Annotated in this window: 20 protein-coding genes; 9 read left to right on the top strand and 11 right to left on the bottom strand. The window is 67.8% G+C overall.

The genetic code is table 11. The features are described from left to right. Positions 1-147: 147 nt before the first annotated feature. Positions 148-741, bottom strand: a complete 594-nt coding sequence (locus tag O0J15_RS17530) for a mechanosensitive ion channel family protein (protein ID WP_019662140.1) — start codon at positions 739-741, stop codon at positions 148-150. 35 nt (positions 742-776) lie between these two features. Continuing rightward, positions 777-956 (bottom strand): hypothetical protein, encoded by a 180-nt coding sequence (locus tag O0J15_RS17525; RefSeq protein WP_019662139.1) that lies wholly within the window; start codon positions 954-956, stop codon positions 777-779. A 124-nt stretch (positions 957-1,080) separates the two neighbouring features. Here O0J15_RS17525 and O0J15_RS17520 point away from each other — a divergent pair, with 124 nt between their 5' ends. Genes O0J15_RS17520 through O0J15_RS17510 form a run of 3 tightly spaced genes read left to right on the top strand, consistent with a single transcriptional unit; the run spans position 1,081 to position 3,081 of the window. Further along, a complete protein-coding gene (locus O0J15_RS17520; RefSeq protein WP_155029927.1) occupies positions 1,081-1,659 on the top strand; it encodes an RNA polymerase sigma factor in 579 nt (192 codons plus the stop codon). Continuing rightward, positions 1,656-2,189: a hypothetical protein gene (locus O0J15_RS17515; RefSeq protein WP_308306028.1), complete on the top strand. Its 534-nt coding sequence runs from the start codon at positions 1,656-1,658 to the stop codon at positions 2,187-2,189. Before O0J15_RS17520 ends, O0J15_RS17515 begins: the two co-directional genes overlap by 4 nt. A gap of 10 nt (positions 2,190-2,199) precedes the next feature. After that, the gene (locus tag O0J15_RS17510) at positions 2,200-3,081 is read left to right on the top strand and encodes a DUF4097 family beta strand repeat-containing protein (RefSeq protein ID WP_308306027.1); all 882 of its coding nucleotides are present in this window, start codon (positions 2,200-2,202) and stop codon (positions 3,079-3,081) included. 49 nt (positions 3,082-3,130) lie between these two features. Here O0J15_RS17510 and O0J15_RS17505 read toward each other — a convergent pair whose 3' ends face one another. The 3 genes from O0J15_RS17505 to O0J15_RS17495 form a co-directional block, all read right to left on the bottom strand. After that, positions 3,131-3,313 carry a hypothetical protein gene (locus O0J15_RS17505; protein WP_005410566.1) on the bottom strand — a complete coding sequence of 61 codons (183 nt, stop codon included), beginning with the start codon at positions 3,311-3,313 and terminating at the stop codon, positions 3,131-3,133. 11 nt (positions 3,314-3,324) lie between these two features. Further along, positions 3,325-3,618, bottom strand: a complete 294-nt coding sequence (locus O0J15_RS17500; RefSeq protein WP_080112561.1) for a YkgJ family cysteine cluster protein — start codon at positions 3,616-3,618, stop codon at positions 3,325-3,327. A 228-nt stretch (positions 3,619-3,846) separates the two neighbouring features. Continuing rightward, a complete protein-coding gene (locus O0J15_RS17495; RefSeq protein ID WP_019662134.1) occupies positions 3,847-5,208 on the bottom strand; it encodes an Hsp70 family protein in 1,362 nt (453 codons plus the stop codon). Between the two features lie 181 nt (positions 5,209-5,389). On the opposite strand from O0J15_RS17495, the gene O0J15_RS17490 reads away from it, so the two are divergent. After that, a complete protein-coding gene (locus O0J15_RS17490; RefSeq protein WP_021204683.1) occupies positions 5,390-5,725 on the top strand; it encodes a zinc ribbon domain-containing protein YjdM in 336 nt (111 codons plus the stop codon). Between the two features lie 6 nt (positions 5,726-5,731). Here the strand turns inward: O0J15_RS17490 and O0J15_RS17485 are convergent, their stop codons facing one another. Beyond that, a complete protein-coding gene (locus tag O0J15_RS17485) occupies positions 5,732-6,886 on the bottom strand; it encodes a transglutaminase-like domain-containing protein (RefSeq protein ID WP_111104622.1) in 1,155 nt (384 codons plus the stop codon). A 228-nt stretch (positions 6,887-7,114) separates the two neighbouring features. On the opposite strand from O0J15_RS17485, the gene O0J15_RS17480 reads away from it, so the two are divergent. The 4 genes from O0J15_RS17480 to O0J15_RS17465 all read left to right on the top strand — a co-directional run bounded on the left by O0J15_RS17480 (position 7,115) and on the right by O0J15_RS17465 (position 9,979). Beyond that, positions 7,115-7,717: a hypothetical protein gene (locus tag O0J15_RS17480; RefSeq protein WP_134734782.1), complete on the top strand. Its 603-nt coding sequence runs from the start codon at positions 7,115-7,117 to the stop codon at positions 7,715-7,717. 49 nt (positions 7,718-7,766) lie between these two features. Continuing rightward, a complete protein-coding gene (locus tag O0J15_RS17475; protein ID WP_080241960.1) occupies positions 7,767-7,940 on the top strand; it encodes an oxidoreductase-like domain-containing protein in 174 nt (57 codons plus the stop codon). Further along, complete coding sequence (locus O0J15_RS17470; RefSeq protein ID WP_134734783.1) at positions 7,937-8,554, top strand: DUF998 domain-containing protein; 618 nt, start codon at positions 7,937-7,939, stop codon at positions 8,552-8,554. Before O0J15_RS17475 ends, O0J15_RS17470 begins: the two co-directional genes overlap by 4 nt. Before the next feature lie 78 nt (positions 8,555-8,632). Then, a complete protein-coding gene (locus O0J15_RS17465) occupies positions 8,633-9,979 on the top strand; it encodes an AcvB/VirJ family lysyl-phosphatidylglycerol hydrolase (protein WP_031270849.1) in 1,347 nt (448 codons plus the stop codon). Between the two features lie 106 nt (positions 9,980-10,085). Here the strand turns inward: O0J15_RS17465 and mprF are convergent, their stop codons facing one another. Further along, the gene (gene mprF / locus O0J15_RS17460; protein WP_164145398.1) at positions 10,086-12,650 is read right to left on the bottom strand and encodes a bifunctional lysylphosphatidylglycerol flippase/synthetase MprF; all 2,565 of its coding nucleotides are present in this window, start codon (positions 12,648-12,650) and stop codon (positions 10,086-10,088) included. Between the two features lie 192 nt (positions 12,651-12,842). Between mprF and O0J15_RS17455 the strand changes: the two genes are divergently transcribed. Further along, on the top strand, positions 12,843-13,190 hold the full coding sequence (locus O0J15_RS17455; protein WP_005418155.1) for a RidA family protein: 348 nt from the start codon (positions 12,843-12,845) through the stop codon (positions 13,188-13,190). A 152-nt stretch (positions 13,191-13,342) separates the two neighbouring features. Here the strand turns inward: O0J15_RS17455 and rnfB are convergent, their stop codons facing one another. The 4 genes from rnfB to O0J15_RS17435 form a co-directional block, all read right to left on the bottom strand. Further along, on the bottom strand, positions 13,343-13,756 hold the full coding sequence (gene rnfB, locus O0J15_RS17450) for an Rnf electron transport complex subunit RnfB (protein ID WP_134732212.1): 414 nt from the start codon (positions 13,754-13,756) through the stop codon (positions 13,343-13,345). Positions 13,757-13,781: 25 nt separating this feature from the next. Further along, positions 13,782-14,372 (bottom strand): HAD family hydrolase, encoded by a 591-nt coding sequence (locus tag O0J15_RS17445; RefSeq protein ID WP_005418147.1) that lies wholly within the window; start codon positions 14,370-14,372, stop codon positions 13,782-13,784. A gap of 75 nt (positions 14,373-14,447) precedes the next feature. Beyond that, entirely contained in the window at positions 14,448-16,523 is a 2,076-nt protein-coding gene (gene metG, locus O0J15_RS17440) for a methionine--tRNA ligase (protein WP_308306026.1), read from the bottom strand. Positions 16,524-16,625: 102 nt separating this feature from the next. Further along, positions 16,626-17,069, bottom strand: coding sequence for a DUF2147 domain-containing protein (locus O0J15_RS17435; RefSeq protein ID WP_043402740.1), 444 nt, complete (start codon positions 17,067-17,069; stop codon positions 16,626-16,628). Positions 17,070-17,303: the final 234 nt, after the last annotated feature.

Raw genomic sequence — 17,303 nt, 5'->3', positions numbered from 1 at the left:
ATGCGGCGACCGAGCTTACATGGACGTACTTGCAGCGTCCCCCTCAACCGGACCCACCCCGCCTACCCACGGATAGCCAGCTTCTGCCGTTGACGTTGACGTTGATTCGGCAGGTGCAGGGCTGCAAGCCCTGCCGAACACCGCGCCTCAGCCGTCGCCCTGGATGCCGCCAGGCGCCTGTGCCGGGTCGCGCCAGCGGCGCACGGTGCGCTGGAAGAACAGGTTGTTCGGCAACTGCAGCACCGTGCCCTCGTGGCCGTCGCCGGTTTCCTGCAGCGTGGTGTAGATCAGGTTCACATCGATCACCCGGCCCTTCAGGCCCGGCTTCTCGCCGTTCTCCAGCACCTCGATGTAGTCATGCAGGCGGAACGGGCGCGTGGTGAAGATCAGCAGCGTGCAGAAGATGTTGGAGAGCACGCTCCATGCCGCGAAAAAGGCCACCGCACCCACGGCGGCAAAGCCGGTGAACGCCGTCCACAGTACCGAAGGCGACGCGCCCAGCAGGCTGAGGATGTACAGCAGGGCGCTGAAATAGACCACGAAACTGGTGATCCGCCGGGCGCCCATCGCCATCTCCGGTGGCAGTGTGTAGTGCTCGGCGAAACGCCGGATGAGGCGCCGTGCCAGCACCCGCAGCAGCCACGCGGCCAGCAGGGTCAGCAGGATCTTCACGGCGATACCCACGTCATGCAGCCAGGGGTGGGTCCAGGCGGGGAGATGATCCTTCAGCGACAACATCATGGCGCGACAACAGGTGGCAGTAACGGCCCTTGATGTTACCCGGCGCCTGCCGTGGATTCGACTGCCGGTGCCCAGGCCAGGCACACCAGTTCCTGGCGATGCTGCTGCAGGCAGGCCCGGCCACTGTCCGTGCGCAGCTGCAGGGACAGGCCCAATGCCTGCAGCACGACGCAGGCGGCGATCACCAGCACGGCGGCGCAGGCGGGGCTGGACATGACTGGACTCCCGGAGGTGTTTTCTCGAAGACCTTTCATGGATGCAGCCATCGTCGAAAAGGTTGCATGTCCCTGATCGCCGACCACCTCTAAACCTTTTTCCGGGCCGCCGCATCCAAGCGATATGCTCGACACCACCATGCCAGCGCTGCCTGCCGCCAACGACCCCGTCGACGAACCCGCCCTGGTGCGGGCGGCCGCTGCGGGAGACACTGCTGCCTACGAACTGCTGTACCGGCGTCACGCGCCGCGTGTATTCGCTGTGCTGTGGCGGTTGTGTGGCGGCCAGCAGGCACGTGCCGAGGATGCGCTGCAGGAGGCCTTCCTGCAGGCCTGGAAAGCGCTGCCGGGGTTCCGCTTCGAGAGCAGCCTGTCGACCTGGCTGCATCGGCTGGGCGTCAACGCCGCGCTCATGGAGCTGCGTGGCCGGGCGGGCGGGCAGGATCACGACAGTCTGGACGACGTCGACGGGGGCCTGCAGGAACTGGCGGTGCGTGACCGCTGCGCCGGCACCGAGCGCGACCTGGAGCGCGCGCTGTCGACACTGCCACCACGGGCGCGTGCGGTACTGGTGCTGCACGACATCGAAGGCTGGAAACACCAGGAAATCGCCGAGCAGCTGCAGATGGCCATCGGCAGTTCCAAGGCACAGCTGCATCGTGCGCGCGGCCTGTTGCGCGCACGGCTGGGAGACATGACATGAGTACGCACGAACACGATTTCGATCACGACCTGCTGGCCCGGCTGCGTGCGCTGCCGAATGAGCGCGAAGTGCCCACTGATGGCTGGGCACGCCTGTCTGCCCGGCTGCCGCCGCGTGAACCACAGGCAGCATCTGCGCCAACGGGCAACGTGGTGGCCCTGGCAACGCGTTCGCGGCGCCGCTGGTGGTTGCCGGCCGGCGCTGCCCTGGCTGCCAGCCTGGCGATCTACGCGGTGGCCCCTTGGTGGCATGCGCAGCCGGATACACCGGTGCCGTCCACGCTGCAGTTGCAGGCGGCTGCGATGACCGAGCAGTACCAGCAGGCCGTGGCCTCGCTGCCCGATGGGCGCGCGCCGGAATGGCAGCCGGCCCTGCACGAACTGGATGAAAGCGCGGCGCAGATCCGTGCCGCACTGGCGCAGGACCCGCGCGCGTCGCACCTGCTTGGCCAGCTCAAGCGCACCTATGCGCTGCGGCTGGAACTGACCCGGCAGGCGGCCTATGCCGCCGAGTCCGGCCTGACGACCTGAGGAGACCCCCATGACCCGAACCCTGATTTCCTGCTGTGTCGCACTGCTGCTGTCCCCTGCCGTGGCGCTGGCCGACACCCGCATCGACGAGCGCCACACCTTGGCTGCGGGCGGTCGCATCGAACTGAGCAACGTGGCCGGCAAGGTGACCGTGCGTGGCTGGGACCGCAATGATGTGCAACTCACCGGCACGCTCAGCGATGGCCTGCAGCTGCGCCAGGAAAAGAGCGCCAACCGGGTGCGCTGGGAGATTGAATACCCGCGCCGCAGCAACAATGGTGGCGCGACGCTGGTGCTGAACGTGCCGCGCTCGGTGGAACTGCTGTTGAGCACGGTCAGCGCCAGCCAGGACATCAGTGGCATCGATGTGCGACGGCTGCAGGCCGACACCGTCAGCGGCAGCCTCAGCGCGGCTGGCCGCAGCGGCGACAGCAAACTCAACACGGTCAGTGGCAGTGTCAGCGCACGCCTGCAGACGCCGAAGCTGGACGTAAATACGGTCAGTGGCCGGATCGAGGCCGGCGGCGGCGTGTCCGGTGATATCGGTGCGCAGACGGTATCCGGCCGGGTTGCGGTGGAGGCCGGACGCGTGCAGCGGTTGGCGGTGGAGACCGTCTCGGGCAGCATCGATCTGGCAGCAGCCGGGTTGGCGCCCGGTGGCCGCATCAATGTCGAATCGGTCAGTGCCCCGGTCACGCTGAGCCTGCCGCGCACGGTGTCGGCACAGCTGTCGGTGAACAGCTTCAGCGGCTTGATCAACAGCGATGCCGGGCAGGTGGAGCGGCCGCGCTATGGGCCGGGCAGCCATCTCGACACGCGTCTGGGCGGCGGTGATGGAGACATCCGCATCCAGTCGCACTCGGGCAGTGTGAGGGTACGCCTGGATCGCTGAGCGCGGTCCGGCAGGCCGCGGCGGCAGCGCCGCCGCGGTCGGTGCTGGGTCAGCTGGCCTTCTTCAGCGCCCAGGTGGTGCCGAGGACTTCGATCTTGCCACCGGCCTTGCGGAACGCTGCCAGGTCCGAAGCGATCGAATCGCTGCTGACCACGGTGCTGGCGGCCGCGCCCTTGCGTTCGCTGCGGATGCTGTTGCTGGCCTTCGCGGGGGTCTTTGCCTTGCGGGGCATGGTTGCTCCTGTCAGGTGGAAGGGGAGGAAAGCGACCAGGCATCAGCCTGGCGCAGGTAGTCCTGCCGCTCGCGGCGGCAGTCATCGCCGCCCATCGAAAACTGGCGGCAGATCGCCGGGCGCTGCGAATAGATCGTGCAGCGCAGGTGATAGGGATCGATCGCCGCGCACCAGCCTTCCTCGTTGCGCGCCATCACGGCACGGCCGTGGGAGTCGCGTGACAGGAACTGGCCAGGCACGTGGTCGCCGGGCTGCAGCAGCACTGGCAGCCGACAACAGACCGCGTCACAACGGCGGCAGTCGATGGGTGCAGGTGCTGCGTCAGGTTGTAAGGCCACAGGGGCCTGGCGGGTGCCCAAAGCGGGTCTCGATGGCGGCTCAGGTGCTGCGCGGACCATGAACGAGCCAGGAAGGCATGGCCGCTAGGCCCGCAGGCGGGCCAGGCTGCACCGTGGACACACACCGGCGTGGCCAGTGGAAGGTGCAGCGGGGTTCTAGCCGACCAAGAGTAACTTAGACCGCGTAACGTTTTGTTAATCCGGGCTGGCTGCCGCCAGTGCCAGGCCCTGGACCACGCCCAGCGAGGGCTCGCCGTGGACCATGCGGGCGCCCGGGAAGGCCTCGGCCACGGCCTGGCGCAGGTAGCCGGCGCGGGACATGCCGCCGGTCAGGAACACCGCATCCGGGTCGCCGCCAATGTCGCTGCGGACCTGGGCCAGCAGTTCCCGGATCTGTTCCAGGTAGCCGTGAGCGGCAGCGGCCAGGCCGGCGGCGCTGCTGTCGGCATGCAGGTCGCGGGCAATGTAGTCCAGCGTGCTGCGGTGCTCGCTGGCGGCACTGAGGGCGATCTTCGCGCGTTCCACATCGCGGTACAGGCGGGCGGTATTGCCGGTGTCCTGCAGGGCCTGCAGGCGCGCGCGCCACGGATCGTCGACGTGATCGTATTTGTGCTGGCGGAAGTCACGCTGGCGGGTCATGTCCTGCACCGTGGCCGCTTCCACGTAGTGGTGGGCGGGCACGCGGGTGATGCCGCGGCCGAACAGCGGCATGTAGCTGGACAGGCTCAGCGCCAGGTCGATGTCGGTACCGCCGCGGGCAATACCCCACGCGCGGTGGATGCGTGGCGCAGCATCGCCGCCGACTTCGGCATGCGCGATGTCGGTGGTACCGCCACCGATGTCGACGATCACCGCCTGGTGCCGCTCGCGGCTTTCGGCGTGGTAATGCATGGCCGCCGCGGCCGGTTCCTCGAGGAAATCGATCTGGTCGAAGCCGGCCTGGGTGGCGGCCTCGCGCAGGATGTCCAGCGCCTGGTCGTTGCCGGCCGCGCCGATCGAGCTGCGGAACTGCACCGGGCGGCCGAGCAGGGCGGCACGCAGCGGCTGGCCGAGCTGGGCGCTTGCAGTCAGGCGGATGTGCTCGAGGATGTGCGCGGCGATGCCGGTGATGGTCTGCTTGGCGCGCGGGTGCAGGTTGTAGCCGAGCATCGACTTCGGGCTCTGCACCAGGTTGCCTTCGTGTTCCTCGAAATAGGCTTCCAGCGCGTCATCGCCATAGACCGCGTTCTGCAGCAGGTCGCTGGCGCTGCGTTCCTTGCCGGCGCGCGCTTCCATCCACTCCCGTCGCAGTGCGCGCAGGGCTTCGCGGCGCAGTGCCTGTGGCGTGCGTTCCTGGCCGGCGGCGCGGGCCGCGCGCGCAGCGCTGTCGATCATCTGCTGCAGCTGGTGTTCCTGCCCATCATCGAGCTGGAAGTCATCCGGGTCGGGCACCACGCCGGGGAAGTACACGCTGGTGCGGAACTGTTCGGCGTCGCCGAAGCGGATCGGCAGCAGCTTTCCCTCATGCACGATGGCGGCGGCGGAGTTGCTGGTACCGAAGTCGATGCCGAGGCGCATGGGAAGTTCCGGGGTCGATCAGGGGCCGCGCACTCTGCTGCAGTTCGCCGCCGACTGCAAGTTCCGGGGGCGTGCCGTTGTGTGTCGGGCCAGGTGCGCAGCCCGGGGCCTGCCTGGAAAAGGGGCAGGGAAGCCAGGCGGTTACAATGGCGGCTGTTGATTCACTTTGAGGTACTTGCTGATGTCTTCTGCCCCCGCCTGCCCGCAGTGCACCCTGGAAAATACCTACGCCGATGGTGCGCTCTGGATCTGCGCCGACTGCGGCTTCGAATGGACCCCCGAAGAAAGCGCGGGCTCCACCCTGGTCGTGCGTGACAGCAACGGCAATACCCTGCAGGCCGGCGACACCGTCACCGTAATCAAGGACCTGAAAGTGAAGGGCTCCTCGATCCCGCTCAAGCAGGGCACCGTGATCCGCAACATCCGCCTGGTCGAAGATGATGCCGAGCACATCGAAGGCAACTCGGACAAGATCAAGGGCCTGGTCCTGAAGACCTGCTTCCTCAAGAAGGCCTGATCGCCTTCAGCGCCTGGCCTGCTGCTGCGCGCGCCAGCGGGCCAGGCTGTCCAGCTTGGCCTGGTAGCGCGCCTGCTCCGGCGCGCCCCCCAGTTCCCGTGCACGCAGCAGTTCACGATCGGCGCGCTTGAGCTGGCCAGCCAGGAAATAGGCGCGTGCCAGCCCGAAGTGGAACTGATGCGCGGTGTCGTACAGGCGCACGGCCTGCCGGTAATGGCGGATCGCCTCGTCCAGTTGGCCGGCGCGTTCGGCCTTGGCGCCGAACATGTACTGCGCGAACGGGTCTTCGCGCTGCACCGACTTCAGCCGGCGCTCAAGTGACTGCGCCTGTGCGGTCAAGCCCAGGCTGCGGAACAGCGCAGAGGCATTGGTCAGTGCGGCATCCTGGCGGCCGTCCAGCTGCAGCGATCGGTCCAGCGCCTGCCGCGCCGCCTCGGTGTTGCCTTCGCGGTGGGCGAGTACGCCGAGGTTGTTCCACACCGGAGCGAACCCGCTGTCCTGGCCCAGGGAAGCGTCGAAGAACGCACGCGCGCCGCCGAAGTCACCGTCGGCGAGGCGCTCCGCACCCCGGTTGTTGTAGAAATGCGCCAATGCCCGCGCACGGCTGACCGGAACCGGCCCACGGCGGTCATAGAGCACGTTGCGATCCAGATCGACGGTACCGAAACGCCCGCCGACGTCGACACCGGCGTTGACGTGGCCGACGCTGTAGACCACGCCCGCGTCCTGGTCCTGGTACCAGGACACTACCTGCCCCACTTCCTGCACGCGCGCCTGGATGCCCGCCTCCCGCGCAAGCGTCACGAACAGCAGGGTGAAGGCCAGGCAGTTGGCGCGGCGGTGCTGCCAGATATCGCTGACGGTGTAGGTCGCATTGGCGTCGTACTGCAGGTCCAGCCCGTGCTGGCCGAAGATCATCTCCACGAGCGCCTGCAACCGCTGGTCGCGGGAGTAGCTGCGCTGGATCACCTGCTTCTGGAGCATCGCACGCAGGTCTGCGGGAATGGCGAACACTTCTTCCGGGGTCGGCACGCGTACGGCTGACACGGTGATGGTCGGGGTCGTCACCACATCGGCGGGCGGTGCCTGGCCTGCGCCGAAGGCAGGAGCACAGAAGGCCAGCAGCGAAAGGGTGAGGCAATGGGCGGCAGAACGGTACATGACGGTTCCCGGCAGCGGCGGGCGCTCCCGCCTGTGGCGAGTGTATTCCCATGGATGTCAGGCTGCAGCGACCGTTGGTCGGCGCCGCGGTCATCCACAACCGATGTGGACCAGCGCTCGACAAAGCTGTGGACAACTGGCTCCGGGCCCCGCCCGGCAAGCGTTGTGAGTGCGTGGTGAAAAAACCGCCAGCTTGCCCGGCGCCGGCACAGGCGGGATGATCCGGGCATGGACTTCTCACCGCTGACGCTTGCCCCGGCGCAGTGGCAGGCGCTGCAGGACAGCTATGCAACGCCGCCACGGGCCTACCACCACTTCGGCCATGTACGCGCCGTGCTGCAGCACTGCCAGGAGGTGGCCGACGGCCCTGGCTGGACCCAGCCGGCCGAGATCTATCTGGCCGTGCTCTACCACGATGCGATCTACCACGCGGGGCGCAAGGACAACGAGGCCCGTTCGGCGCAGCTGGCCCTGCAGGCGATCGCACAGGCACCGGAGCTGGCCGCAGTGGATGCCGCACGCGTCGGGCAGTTGATCCTGCTGACCGCCCGCCATGGTGAGCTGGGTCCGCAGGATGTGGATGCCGAGGCGGCGCTGTTCCTGGACTGCGACATGGCGATCCTGGCCGCGCCGGAGCCGGTGTTTGCCGCCTATGACCGTGGCGTGGCCGACGAATACAAGGGCGTGGTGCCGGGCTTCCTGTACCGCGCCGGCCGCCGTCGGTTCCTGCAGGGCCTGCTGCGGGCGCCGCGGATTTTCCTCAGTGACTTCTTCCACCGACGGCTGGATGCGGCCGCTCGGGAGAACCTGCGCCGACAGCTGGCCCGCTGAGCCAGCCCGGTACACTGGGGCCTGCTTCCACTGATCGTCGCTTCCGACCGTGTCCGTCCCTGATCCCGATCCACGCCCGCTACCACCGGAAGAACCCGGTCCCAACGAATGCTGCGGCAGCGGCTGCCCGCTGTGCGTGCTGGACCTGTACTCCGAGGAGCTGCAGCGTTACCGCAAGGCGTTGGCCGAATGGAAGACGCGGCATCCTGAGGACGCAGCATGAGCCGTGCGCGTCCGGTGGCGGTGCTGGCACTGGTGGCGCTGCTGCTGTTCGTGGCAACCGCGCTGTGGACCCAGGTTGCGCGCAGTGATCTGGACTGGGTGCGGGCGACGTTGAGCCTGTATCTGCACGGGCCGTGGGGGCTGGCGTTGCGCGCTGCCTACTGCGTGCTGGCGCTGGCCATTGCGGCACTCGGCGTTGCGCTGTATCGCGGCAGCATCGGCCCACGGCGCAGTGCGGCCGCACCGCTGTTGTTCACGGTTTCCGCCCTGGGCCTGGCGACGGTGGCGATCGGCGACAGTTGGCTGCCTGAAGCGACCCCGTTGCTGGCGCCGTTCATCCACGGGCTGGCAGCCAACACGGCGTTCCTGTGTGCCAGCGTCGGCATGCTGCTGCAGGCGTGGTACCTGCGCCGGGAACCGGGTTGGCAGCCCGCCGCTGACCTGCTCTGGGGCTGGGCATGGCTGGCCTTCGTGCTGCTGTGGCTGCACGTGCTGTGGCGCGCTGGGCCACCGCGCGGGCTCGGACAGAAAGTGGTGATCGCAGTGATCGTCGGCTGGCTTCTGTACCTGGCGACGGCCCTGTACCGTCGCAGCCGCCAGGCCGCGGCCGACTGAATCCCCAACGGCCTGCGCCGGTACGTGCCGTGCACGCGGCGGCGGCGTATCGTGTGCGCATTCGATCGGGGATGCGACATGAAGCGTGCAGGGCTGGGCAGGGCAATGGGTGTGGTATTGGCGCTGGCCACGCTGCCGGCAACGGCGGCGGTGACCCCGCAGCAGTTCAGCCATGGGCGGTTCGAGCAGATTCCGGTGCACATGCCGGCCGGCACGCCGCAACGGGTGGTGATCTGGTTCCACGAACCCACTGCCGGCGGTGACACCAGCCGCCTGCCGATCGAGGCCCTGCGTGCCGACGGCGCGCTGGTGGCGGCAGTGGACATTGCGCATCTGCGCGGTGTGCTCAAGCGCGAGGGTGACCCGACCTGTTCGTTCGGTTCCGGTGACGTCGAGAATTTCTCGCGCTGGCTGCAGGCCTCGCTGCATCTGCCCGGCTACCACCTGCCGCTGGTCGGCGGTGATGGCGAAGGTGCCGAAATGGCCTACGCGCTGGCAGCGCAGGCCGACACCCAGGTTTTCGCCGGTGTGCTGACCACCGGCTTCTGCCCGGACCACAGCCACCAGCGCATGGTCTGCGGCGATGGCGTGAAGCGCGACAGGCTGCAGCCGGCCGAACTGAATTTTCCGTGGTTGAGTGCGGCAGGTGACAACGGCTGCAGGGCGGGCCAGGCCAGCCGGTTCGTACAGCAGGTGGCCATGGCGCGTGAGTTCAAGCGCACTGCGCGCGGTGATGCATCACCGGGCCTGGTGGCGGCGGCGCGGGTGATTGGCGCGCAGGCTGGCGTCAGCCTGGCACCGCCGCCTGCTGCACTGAAGGGCCTGCCGGTGGTGGAAATGCCGGCGGCCACCAGCGGCGATACGCTGGCGGTGTTCGTCTCCGGTGACGGTGGCTGGGCGGGCTTGGACAAGAACGTGGCGTCGTCACTCAACGCGCATGGCGTGGCGGTGGTGGGCATCGACTCGCTGCGCTACTTCTGGAGCCAGCGCACACCGAAGGGCTTTGCCGGCGACCTGCAGAAGATCATCGACCACTACCGCCAGCAGTGGCACCGAGACAAGGTGATGCTGATTGGTTTTTCGCAGGGTGCCGATGTGTTGCCTGCCACCATCAACCAGCTCGATGCCGGTACCCGTGAGGGGCTGGAGCGCATCGTGCTGCTATCGGTGGGCAGGAAGGCCGACTTCGAATTCCATGTCAGCAACTGGCTGGGCGGTGGCGGCGATGGCTTGCCGATCGCCCCGGAAGTGGCCAGGCTGCCGGCAGAAAAAACGCTGTGCGTGTTCGGCGACAAGGATGAGGACGCATTGTGCCCGGACCTGCCGGCCAATGACGGGGTGAGGAAGGTGAAGCTGCCGGGTGATCACCATTTCGGGGGGGACTACGATCGCTTGGCCGAAGTGATCCTCAAGGGCGGTATGTAGCGCTTGGCAGGCGCCGACCTTGGTCGGCGCTGGGGTTGCATGTCGACCAAGGTCGACACCTACCGAGCAGCGGGTAGCGTCGAGCCATGCCCGACGCATCGCGGCTTCAGTTCCGCCGCGGATCCAGCGAGATCAGGCGCGTGGCATCCAGCAGCGCGGCCGGCAGATGCATGCCGCCGGGCGCCGCGAGATAGCGTGGCCGCCACTGCGGATCGAACTTCGACTTGAAGCGGCGCAGGCCACTGAAGCCATAGAAGCGTTCGCCATGCCGCGCCAGCAGGCCGGCCAGGCGGTTCCAGCGACCGGCCAGCCGATGCTGGGCCAGCCCGGACAACGGCGCCATGCCCAGCGAGAACCGCGCATAGCCCTGCGCGCGGCCCCACAGGAACAATTCGATGAAGAGAAAGTCCATCGTCCCCTTCGGCGCTTCGTTGACGTGGCGCATCAGGTCCACCGACAGCTCGGCACCGGCCGGTGCCTGCCACAGGTTGGCGAATGCCACGATCTGGCCCTCGGCTTCGACCAGTGCCACCGGGAAGCGCACCAGGTAATCCGGGTCGTAGCTGCCCAGCGAAAAGCCCTTCTCATCGCCGGCCTTGTCCTCCAGCCATGCGTTGGAGATCGCATGCAGACGTGGCAGCAGGCCGGGAACCTCCTCCTCCGGTGCCACGCGGAACGACAGGCCGCCGCGCCTGCCGCGGTTCCAGGCCTGGCGCAGATCGGCGCGTTCGCGGCCTTCCAGCCCGAAATCGTGCAGCGGCACGATCGCTTCCTCGCCCAGCTTGACCAGGCCCAGGCCGAGGTCGAGATAGGTCTGCCAGTAGGTCTCGCCCACCTGGTAGAACACCGGGCGCAGGCCGAGCCGGTCGGCTTCTTCGCGGAAGCGCCAGATGAGTGCACGGGCCACGTCCGGCGGGCCGACCGGATCACCCATCGCGATCAGCGAACCGCCATAGCGCTGCATCATCACGAAGCCCTGTTTCGCATCATCGCGCAGCACCGCCTTGTCGGCGGTCAGTACCAGGCAGGCCTGGGTATCGGTGGCCCCGGCCAGCACCGGTGCCAGCGACTGCAACGTGGCCTCGTCAGCGGCCGGCAGCGGGCTGCGCGTACTGTGCAGCAGGCGGGCCAGGCCGAACATCACCAGCGCGATCGCCACCACCAGCAACGCACGCAGCGCGCGCGGTGCGTTGCCGGACAACGCGAACTGCCACCACAGCTCGTTCTGGTATTCGACATGGCTGTAGGTGAAGAACAGCAGCCAGGTGACCGCGACCAGCACCAGACCCAGATTGCGCAGCCACGGCCACGACCAGGCTTCATCCAGCAGCGCGCCCTGGCGGTAGAACTCGCGGCGTGCAGCCCACAAGGCCATCGCCACCAGCACCGCCGAGACGGCGATCAATGGTTGCCCGCCGCGCAGCCACAGCGGCAACGGGGTGACAACGCACACCGCCATCGCCAGCACCCACGCGGCGTGGCTGCGCCGGGCCAGGCCCTGGCCGATCAGCAGCAGCGCGACGCCACTGAGGCTGCCGACCAGGTGTGAGGTTTCCAGGATCGGCAGCGAGGCGTTCACCAGGTGACGGCGTGGCGTCGGCAGCGTGCCGTCGATGACCAGCGCGGCGCCGATGCTGAACACCGCCAGCGCGATGATCTGCGGCAGCCACGGGCGCAGCGCGTTCCAGCCGGCACGGGTTGCCCCTGCGCTGGCCTGCAGCGGCTGACGCAGGGCCGGCGCAAGGGCGAGCAGGGTGGCCAGCACCAGCGGCAGCACGTAGTAGGTGACGCGGTAGATCAGTGCTGCCGCCAGCACCGCTGCCGGTGCCACCTGCGGCAACAGCTTCAGCAGGCTCCACTCGAACACACCCAGGCCTGCGGGCACGGTGGAGACCAGGCCGGCCAGCACTGCCACCAGATAGAGGCCGACGAAGCCCGGCAGGCCGGTTGGCGTGGAGTCCGGCAGCAGCACGTAGAACGCGGCACTGGCCAGCACCAACTCGATGACGCTGAGTACGGTGACACCGATCATGGTGCGGCGATCGGGCAGCCACAAGGCGTGACCGAGCACACTGAACTGCCGTCCGTCGCGGCCGACCAGCAGCACGGTGCCGAGATAGGCGAGCAGGGCAATGATGCCGACGATGCGCACGGCATCGGGATTCAATGGCAATGCCAACGCTGCCGCGGCGGGTTCCATGCATAGGGCCACGCTGATCAACAGCCATGCACCGAATACGAAACCGAGCGTGCTCATCAGCACCACCTGGCCGATCTGCGCCAGATCCAGGCCGGCGCCGCGGTAGCCGCGCAGGCGCACCGCGCCACCGGTCAACGCGGCAAAGCCCACGGTCTGGCCCAACGTGTGCGCAAGGAACGCGGTGATGCCGACGCGCGCGGGGTGCACGCGGATGCCGCTGCGACGCAGGCCGATGGCATCGAAGCCGATCAGGCAGGCGTAACTGGCCAGGCCGAGTACCACGGTGAGCGCGATCTGCGTGCCGCTGAGCTGCCGGAACGCCTGGCGGATCGCACGATAGCCGTGCTCGTCGAACTCATTGGCCAGGCCGTGCAGGGCCAGGGCGAGGATCAGCAGCGGGATGACGATGGTGGCAACCCGCTTCCAGGTTGGCGTGGAAGGGGCAGTGGTGGAATCGACGGGGGCGGTCATCGGCGCAAGGGTGCGGCAGGAGGGGCGAGGGCGGTGTCAACGCGGGCGTGGCGCATCGTGCGCCTGTCATCGTCATTTGACCAGTGGGACCGTCGGAGCCCGGTAATGACGTATCGCGGAGGGCACCCGTGCACCCACCGTCGACCGGTTTGGAGGACAATGCAGGCCTGATCAACCGCAGGAGCCATGCCCATGATGGAGCGTTACGACGTCGGACCGCGCATGTCCGAAATGACCGTATACAACAAGGTCGCCTACCTCTCCGGCCAGATTCCGGAAGACACCAGCCAGGACATCACCGGCCAGACCCGGCAGGTGCTGGCGGAGATCGACAAGCTGCTGGCGCTGGTCGCCAGTGACCGCCAGCACGTGCTGCGTGCGGAAGTGTTCCTGGCCGACATCGCCGACTTCGACGGCATGAACAAGGCGTGGGACGAGTGGGTGGTCGAGGGCGCGACTCCGGCCCGCGCAACCTTCGAAGCCAAGCTCGCCCACGCCGAGTGGAAGGTCGAGATCGTGGTGACGGCGGCAGTACCGTAACGGCAGGCAAGGTCAACTCCCACCGGGGAGGGGGTAGAGTCGACTGTTGGCCGACTATCGCGCGCAGCGCGCGGTTTTGCGCCGCCGGAACGAAGAGCAGTCGACTAACAGTCGACTCTACCCCGCCGCTTCACTGCCGGTTGGTCCGTTGGCTACGCTGGCACCAGCTCGATGCAGTCCACCGGGCATGGCGGGATGCACAGCTCGCAGCCGGTGCACAGGTCGGCGATTACCGTGTGCATGTACTTGGCGCCGCCGACGATGGCGTCCACCGGGCAGGCCTGGATGCACTTGGTGCAGCCGATGCAGTCGGCTTCCACGATCAGCGCCACCTGCGGCGCCTTGTGCTCGCCGCGCGATCGATCGAAGGGAATGGCAGGTACTCCGAGCACCTGCGCCAGTGCGCGCGCGCCGGTATCTCCGCCCGGCGGGCAGCGGTCCACGCCTGCCTCGCCGCGCGCCATCGCCTGCGCATACGGGCGGCAACCGTCGTAGCCGCATTGCCCGCATTGGGTCTGCGGCAGCAGGCGGTCGAGGCGTTCGGTCAGGGGCGGGATCAGGCTCATGCGTGGCGAAGGCTGCGCGTTGGGGTCATTTCAGGGGTTTGCCACGGAACCAGCGCTCGTGGGCCAGGGCCAGCATCGGCTTGTCTTCGGAACTGTCACCGTAGGCATGGATGCGCACGTAGCGCGACAGGTCGAACTGGCGACGGATGTGCTCAACCTTGCGCGGGCCACAGTCGCCACCGGCATAACGGCCTGTGAGGCGGCCGTCCTGGCTCTCCAGCCGGTTGCAGATCAACTGCAGGCCCAGCTGTTCGCACCATGGCCGCAGGTACAGGTCCAGCGAGCCGGACACGATCACCACGGTGTGCTGCTGTTCCTTGTGCCAGCGGATCTGCTCCAGCATTTCCGGGCGCACCACGTCGGGCAGGAACTCACGCGAGAAGCCGGCGGCCAGCGTGGCGATGTCATCGCTGTGGCGGTCGCTGAAGGTCAAACGGGTGACGCGCGCGCGGATGCGTTCGGCCGAGATCAGTTTCAGCCTGTACGCGGCCAGCCACGGGCCGACCTTCCACCACGCCTGCGCCAGCTGTTCGGCGGTGGCCACGCGGCGCAGGAAGCGGCCATAGGTATCGCAGGTGGTCACGGTGTGGTCGAAGTCGAACAGCGCCAGTTCCATTCCGTTGCCTCCCATCGCGTGCCCCGTGGCCGGTGCTGCCGGCGGGCGCGGCGGTGGCCGCGCCCGCTGCAGGCATCAGCGCACCGGCATGCCCGGCTGCGCGCCGCTGTCGGCGTCCAGCAGCGCCAGCGCGCCACCGTCGAAACCGGCCGACAGGATCATGCCTTCGCTCAGGCCGAAGCGCATCTTGCGCGGGGCCAGGTTGGCGATGAACACCACGTTGCGGCCCACCAGCTGCTCCGGCTCGCCGTAGCTGCCACGAATGCCGGAGAAGATCTGGCGCTTGCCCAGTTCACCTGCGTCCAGTTCGAAGCGCAGCAGCTTGTCCGAGCCTTCCACGAACTCGCACACCAGCACCTTGCCGATGCGCAGGTCGAGCTTGGCGAAATCGTCGATGCCGATGTAGGCCGGCGCGTCGGCGCTCTTTGCTTCGTCCTTGGCCGGGGCGGCCGGCTTGACCGCTTCGGTCCTGGCGGCGGGGGCGGCGGCAGCGGCCGGCTGCAGGGTGTCCTTGGAGGCGTCGATCATGGCGTCAATCTTCTTCGGGTCGATACGGGTGAACAGCGGGGTGTAGTCGGCGATGCGGTGATCCAGCAGCGGCTGCGCCAGCTCGGTCCAGTCGTTCACCGGCGCGGCCAGGAAGGCCTCGGCCTGCGCGGCGGTGGCCGGCAGCACCGGCTTCAGTGCGGTGACGAGCACGCGGAACAGGTTCAGGCCTTGGCTGCACACGGCCTGCAGCTGCGTGTCGGCGCCTTCCTGCTTGGCGATGACCCATGGCTTGACGTCATCGATGTAGCGGTTGGCTTCGTCGGCCAGGGCCATGGTCAGGCGGATCGCCGCAGCCGGGTCGTTGCGCTCGTAGGCTTCACGGATCGGTGCCAGGCCGTCGACGAAGCGCTGGTACTGCGCGGCATCAGGCAGCTGCGCGGCCAGCTGGCCTTCGAAGCGCTTGCTGATGAAGCCGGCGCAGCGGCTGGCCAGGTTGACGAACTTGCCGACCAGGTCGGCGTTGACGCGGGCGATGAAGTCACCCAGGTTCAGGTCGAGATCGTCGACGCCACCGCTGGACTTGGCGGCGTAGTAGTAGCGCAGTGCCTCCGGTTCCAGGCCCGCGTCGAGGAAGGTACGGGCCATCACGAAGGTGCCGCGCGACTTGCTCATCTTGGCGCCGTCCACGGTCAGGTAGCCGTTCACGTGCAGGCGGGTCGGCGCACGATGGCCGGTGCCATGCAGCACGGCCGGCCAGAACAGGCCGTGGAAATTGACGATGTCCTTGCCGATGAAATGGTGCAGCTCGGTAGCGGTGCCGGCGCGCAGGTGCGCGTCGAAGTCCTCGCCGATCCTGCCGCACAGGGTCTGGAAGCTGGACAGGTAGCCGATCGGCGCGTCCAGCCAGACGTAGAAGTACTTGCCCGGCTGGCCGGGAATCTGGAATCCGAAATACGGTGCATCGCGCGAGATGTCCCACGCGCGCAGGCCACCTTCGGCATTGAGCCACTCACCGAGCTTGGCCTTCACCCCGGGCAGGGCGACGTCGCCGGCCAGCCATTCGCGCAGGAACGCATCGAAGTGGCCCACCTCGAAGAAGAAGTGCTCCGAATCGCGCATTTCCGGCGTGGCACCGGAGATGACCGAACGCGGCTCCTTCAGGTCGGTCGGCGCATAGGTGGCGCCGCACACTTCGCAGTTGTCGCCGTACTGGTCGGGGCTGCCGCAGTTCGGGCAGATGCCCTTGACGTAGCGATCGGGCAGGAACATGCCCTTGGCCGGGTCGTAGAACTGCGCCACCGAACGGCGGCTGATGTGGCCGGCTGCCTCCAGCTTCAGGTAGAACTGCTCGGTCAGCGCCTTGTTGGCCGCCGAGTTGGTGGAGTCGTAGTGGTCGAAGGCCACGCCGAAGGCGGCGAAGTCACGTTCGTGACTGGCCTGGATGTTGGCAATGAAGGTTTCCGGGGTGACCCCGGCCTTTTCCGCGGCCAGCATGATCGGCGTGCCGTGGGTGTCGTCGGCGCACACGAACCAGGCCCTGCCGCCGCTCATTCGCCGCGCACGCACCCAGATGTCGGCCTGGATGTAGCCGACCAGGTGGCCCAGGTGCAGCGGGCCGTTGGCGTAGGGCAGGGCGGTGGTGACGAGCGCGGTACGGGTCATGGTCGCGGGGTGAAGCCGAGGGGAACCGCAGAGTATCGCATGCCCGCAACGAGGTGACCCGGCCGGGGCCGGGTCACGGGGTTTAAGCGGGGGCCAAGGCGCTTATTCGCGCTGCCAGGTCTGCGCGCGGCAGATGAAGGCGATGCAGCCGGACACGTCCAGCCGGTTGCCGCCGGGCTGCAATTCCATCTTCGACTTGTAGGTCTTGCCATTGGCCGGATCGAGGATGGTGCCGCCGGACCACTTGTTGGCGCCGTCGGCCTTCAGGTTCCAGAGGATGGTCATGCCCTTCACCGGCTTGTTCCTGTTGGCGCCTTCACAGCCGTCACAGACCGGGTTCGGGCCCTTGTCCGAGTGCAGGATGTCGACCACCTTGCCGGTCAGGGTGCCGTTGGCGGCCTGGGTGATCTCGACGATCGACTTCACCTTGCCGGTCTTGTCGTCGATGGTCTTCCAGCGGCCGGCGGCGCCATCGGCGGCCTGCGCCGAGAGCGCGGCCAGGCACAGCGGCAATGCCAGCAGCAGGGTCTTGAAGGTGTTGCGCATGGTCCCCTCCCAGGGTTCATTCCGGCACGGTGCCGGCATGGGTCGACTGTATACCCATTCGGCGGGGTATGGGGAAGGGGGGCTTTGCAGGGCTGCGCCCTGCACCCGCAGAGGCAACAGCAACGGCAACGGCAAAAGCGGCCATTCCGTGGATGGCGGGGTGGGTCCGGTTGCGGGGGGCGCTGCAAGTACGTCCCTGTAAGCTCGGTCGCCGCTTGCTCGTGTGCGCAGGAT

Source organism: Stenotrophomonas sp. Sm10 (assembly GCF_030985515.1).
Lineage (GTDB): Bacteria > Pseudomonadota > Gammaproteobacteria > Xanthomonadales > Xanthomonadaceae > Stenotrophomonas > Stenotrophomonas hibiscicola.
The sequence above is the reverse complement of the archived record's forward strand: the minus strand, read 5'-3'. Positions and strand labels throughout refer to the sequence as shown.

Excerpts from the sequence above, each read along its gene's own strand:
- O0J15_RS17530 (WP_019662140.1), bottom strand. The coding sequence starts at position 741 with ATGATGTTGTCGCTGAAGGATCATCTCCCCGCCTGGACCCACCCCTGG.
- O0J15_RS17525 (WP_019662139.1), bottom strand. The coding sequence starts at position 956 with ATGTCCAGCCCCGCCTGCGCCGCCGTGCTGGTGATCGCCGCCTGCGTC.
- O0J15_RS17520 (WP_155029927.1), top strand. The coding sequence starts at position 1,081 with ATGCTCGACACCACCATGCCAGCGCTGCCTGCCGCCAACGACCCCGTC.
- O0J15_RS17515 (WP_308306028.1), top strand. The coding sequence starts at position 1,656 with ATGAGTACGCACGAACACGATTTCGATCACGACCTGCTGGCCCGGCTG.
- O0J15_RS17510 (WP_308306027.1), top strand. The coding sequence starts at position 2,200 with ATGACCCGAACCCTGATTTCCTGCTGTGTCGCACTGCTGCTGTCCCCT.
- O0J15_RS17505 (WP_005410566.1), bottom strand. The coding sequence starts at position 3,313 with ATGCCCCGCAAGGCAAAGACCCCCGCGAAGGCCAGCAACAGCATCCGC.
- O0J15_RS17495 (WP_019662134.1), bottom strand. The coding sequence starts at position 5,208 with ATGCGCCTCGGCATCGACTTCGGTACCAGCAACTCCGCCGCCGCCATC.
- O0J15_RS17490 (WP_021204683.1), top strand. The coding sequence starts at position 5,390 with ATGTCTTCTGCCCCCGCCTGCCCGCAGTGCACCCTGGAAAATACCTAC.
- O0J15_RS17485 (WP_111104622.1), bottom strand. The coding sequence starts at position 6,886 with ATGTACCGTTCTGCCGCCCATTGCCTCACCCTTTCGCTGCTGGCCTTC.
- O0J15_RS17480 (WP_134734782.1), top strand. The coding sequence starts at position 7,115 with ATGGACTTCTCACCGCTGACGCTTGCCCCGGCGCAGTGGCAGGCGCTG.
- O0J15_RS17470 (WP_134734783.1), top strand. The coding sequence starts at position 7,937 with ATGAGCCGTGCGCGTCCGGTGGCGGTGCTGGCACTGGTGGCGCTGCTG.
- O0J15_RS17465 (WP_031270849.1), top strand. The coding sequence starts at position 8,633 with ATGAAGCGTGCAGGGCTGGGCAGGGCAATGGGTGTGGTATTGGCGCTG.
- mprF (WP_164145398.1), bottom strand. The coding sequence starts at position 12,650 with ATGACCGCCCCCGTCGATTCCACCACTGCCCCTTCCACGCCAACCTGG.
- O0J15_RS17455 (WP_005418155.1), top strand. The coding sequence starts at position 12,843 with ATGATGGAGCGTTACGACGTCGGACCGCGCATGTCCGAAATGACCGTA.
- rnfB (WP_134732212.1), bottom strand. The coding sequence starts at position 13,756 with ATGAGCCTGATCCCGCCCCTGACCGAACGCCTCGACCGCCTGCTGCCG.
- O0J15_RS17445 (WP_005418147.1), bottom strand. The coding sequence starts at position 14,372 with ATGGAACTGGCGCTGTTCGACTTCGACCACACCGTGACCACCTGCGAT.
- metG (WP_308306026.1), bottom strand. The coding sequence starts at position 16,523 with ATGACCCGTACCGCGCTCGTCACCACCGCCCTGCCCTACGCCAACGGC.
- O0J15_RS17435 (WP_043402740.1), bottom strand. The coding sequence starts at position 17,069 with ATGCGCAACACCTTCAAGACCCTGCTGCTGGCATTGCCGCTGTGCCTG.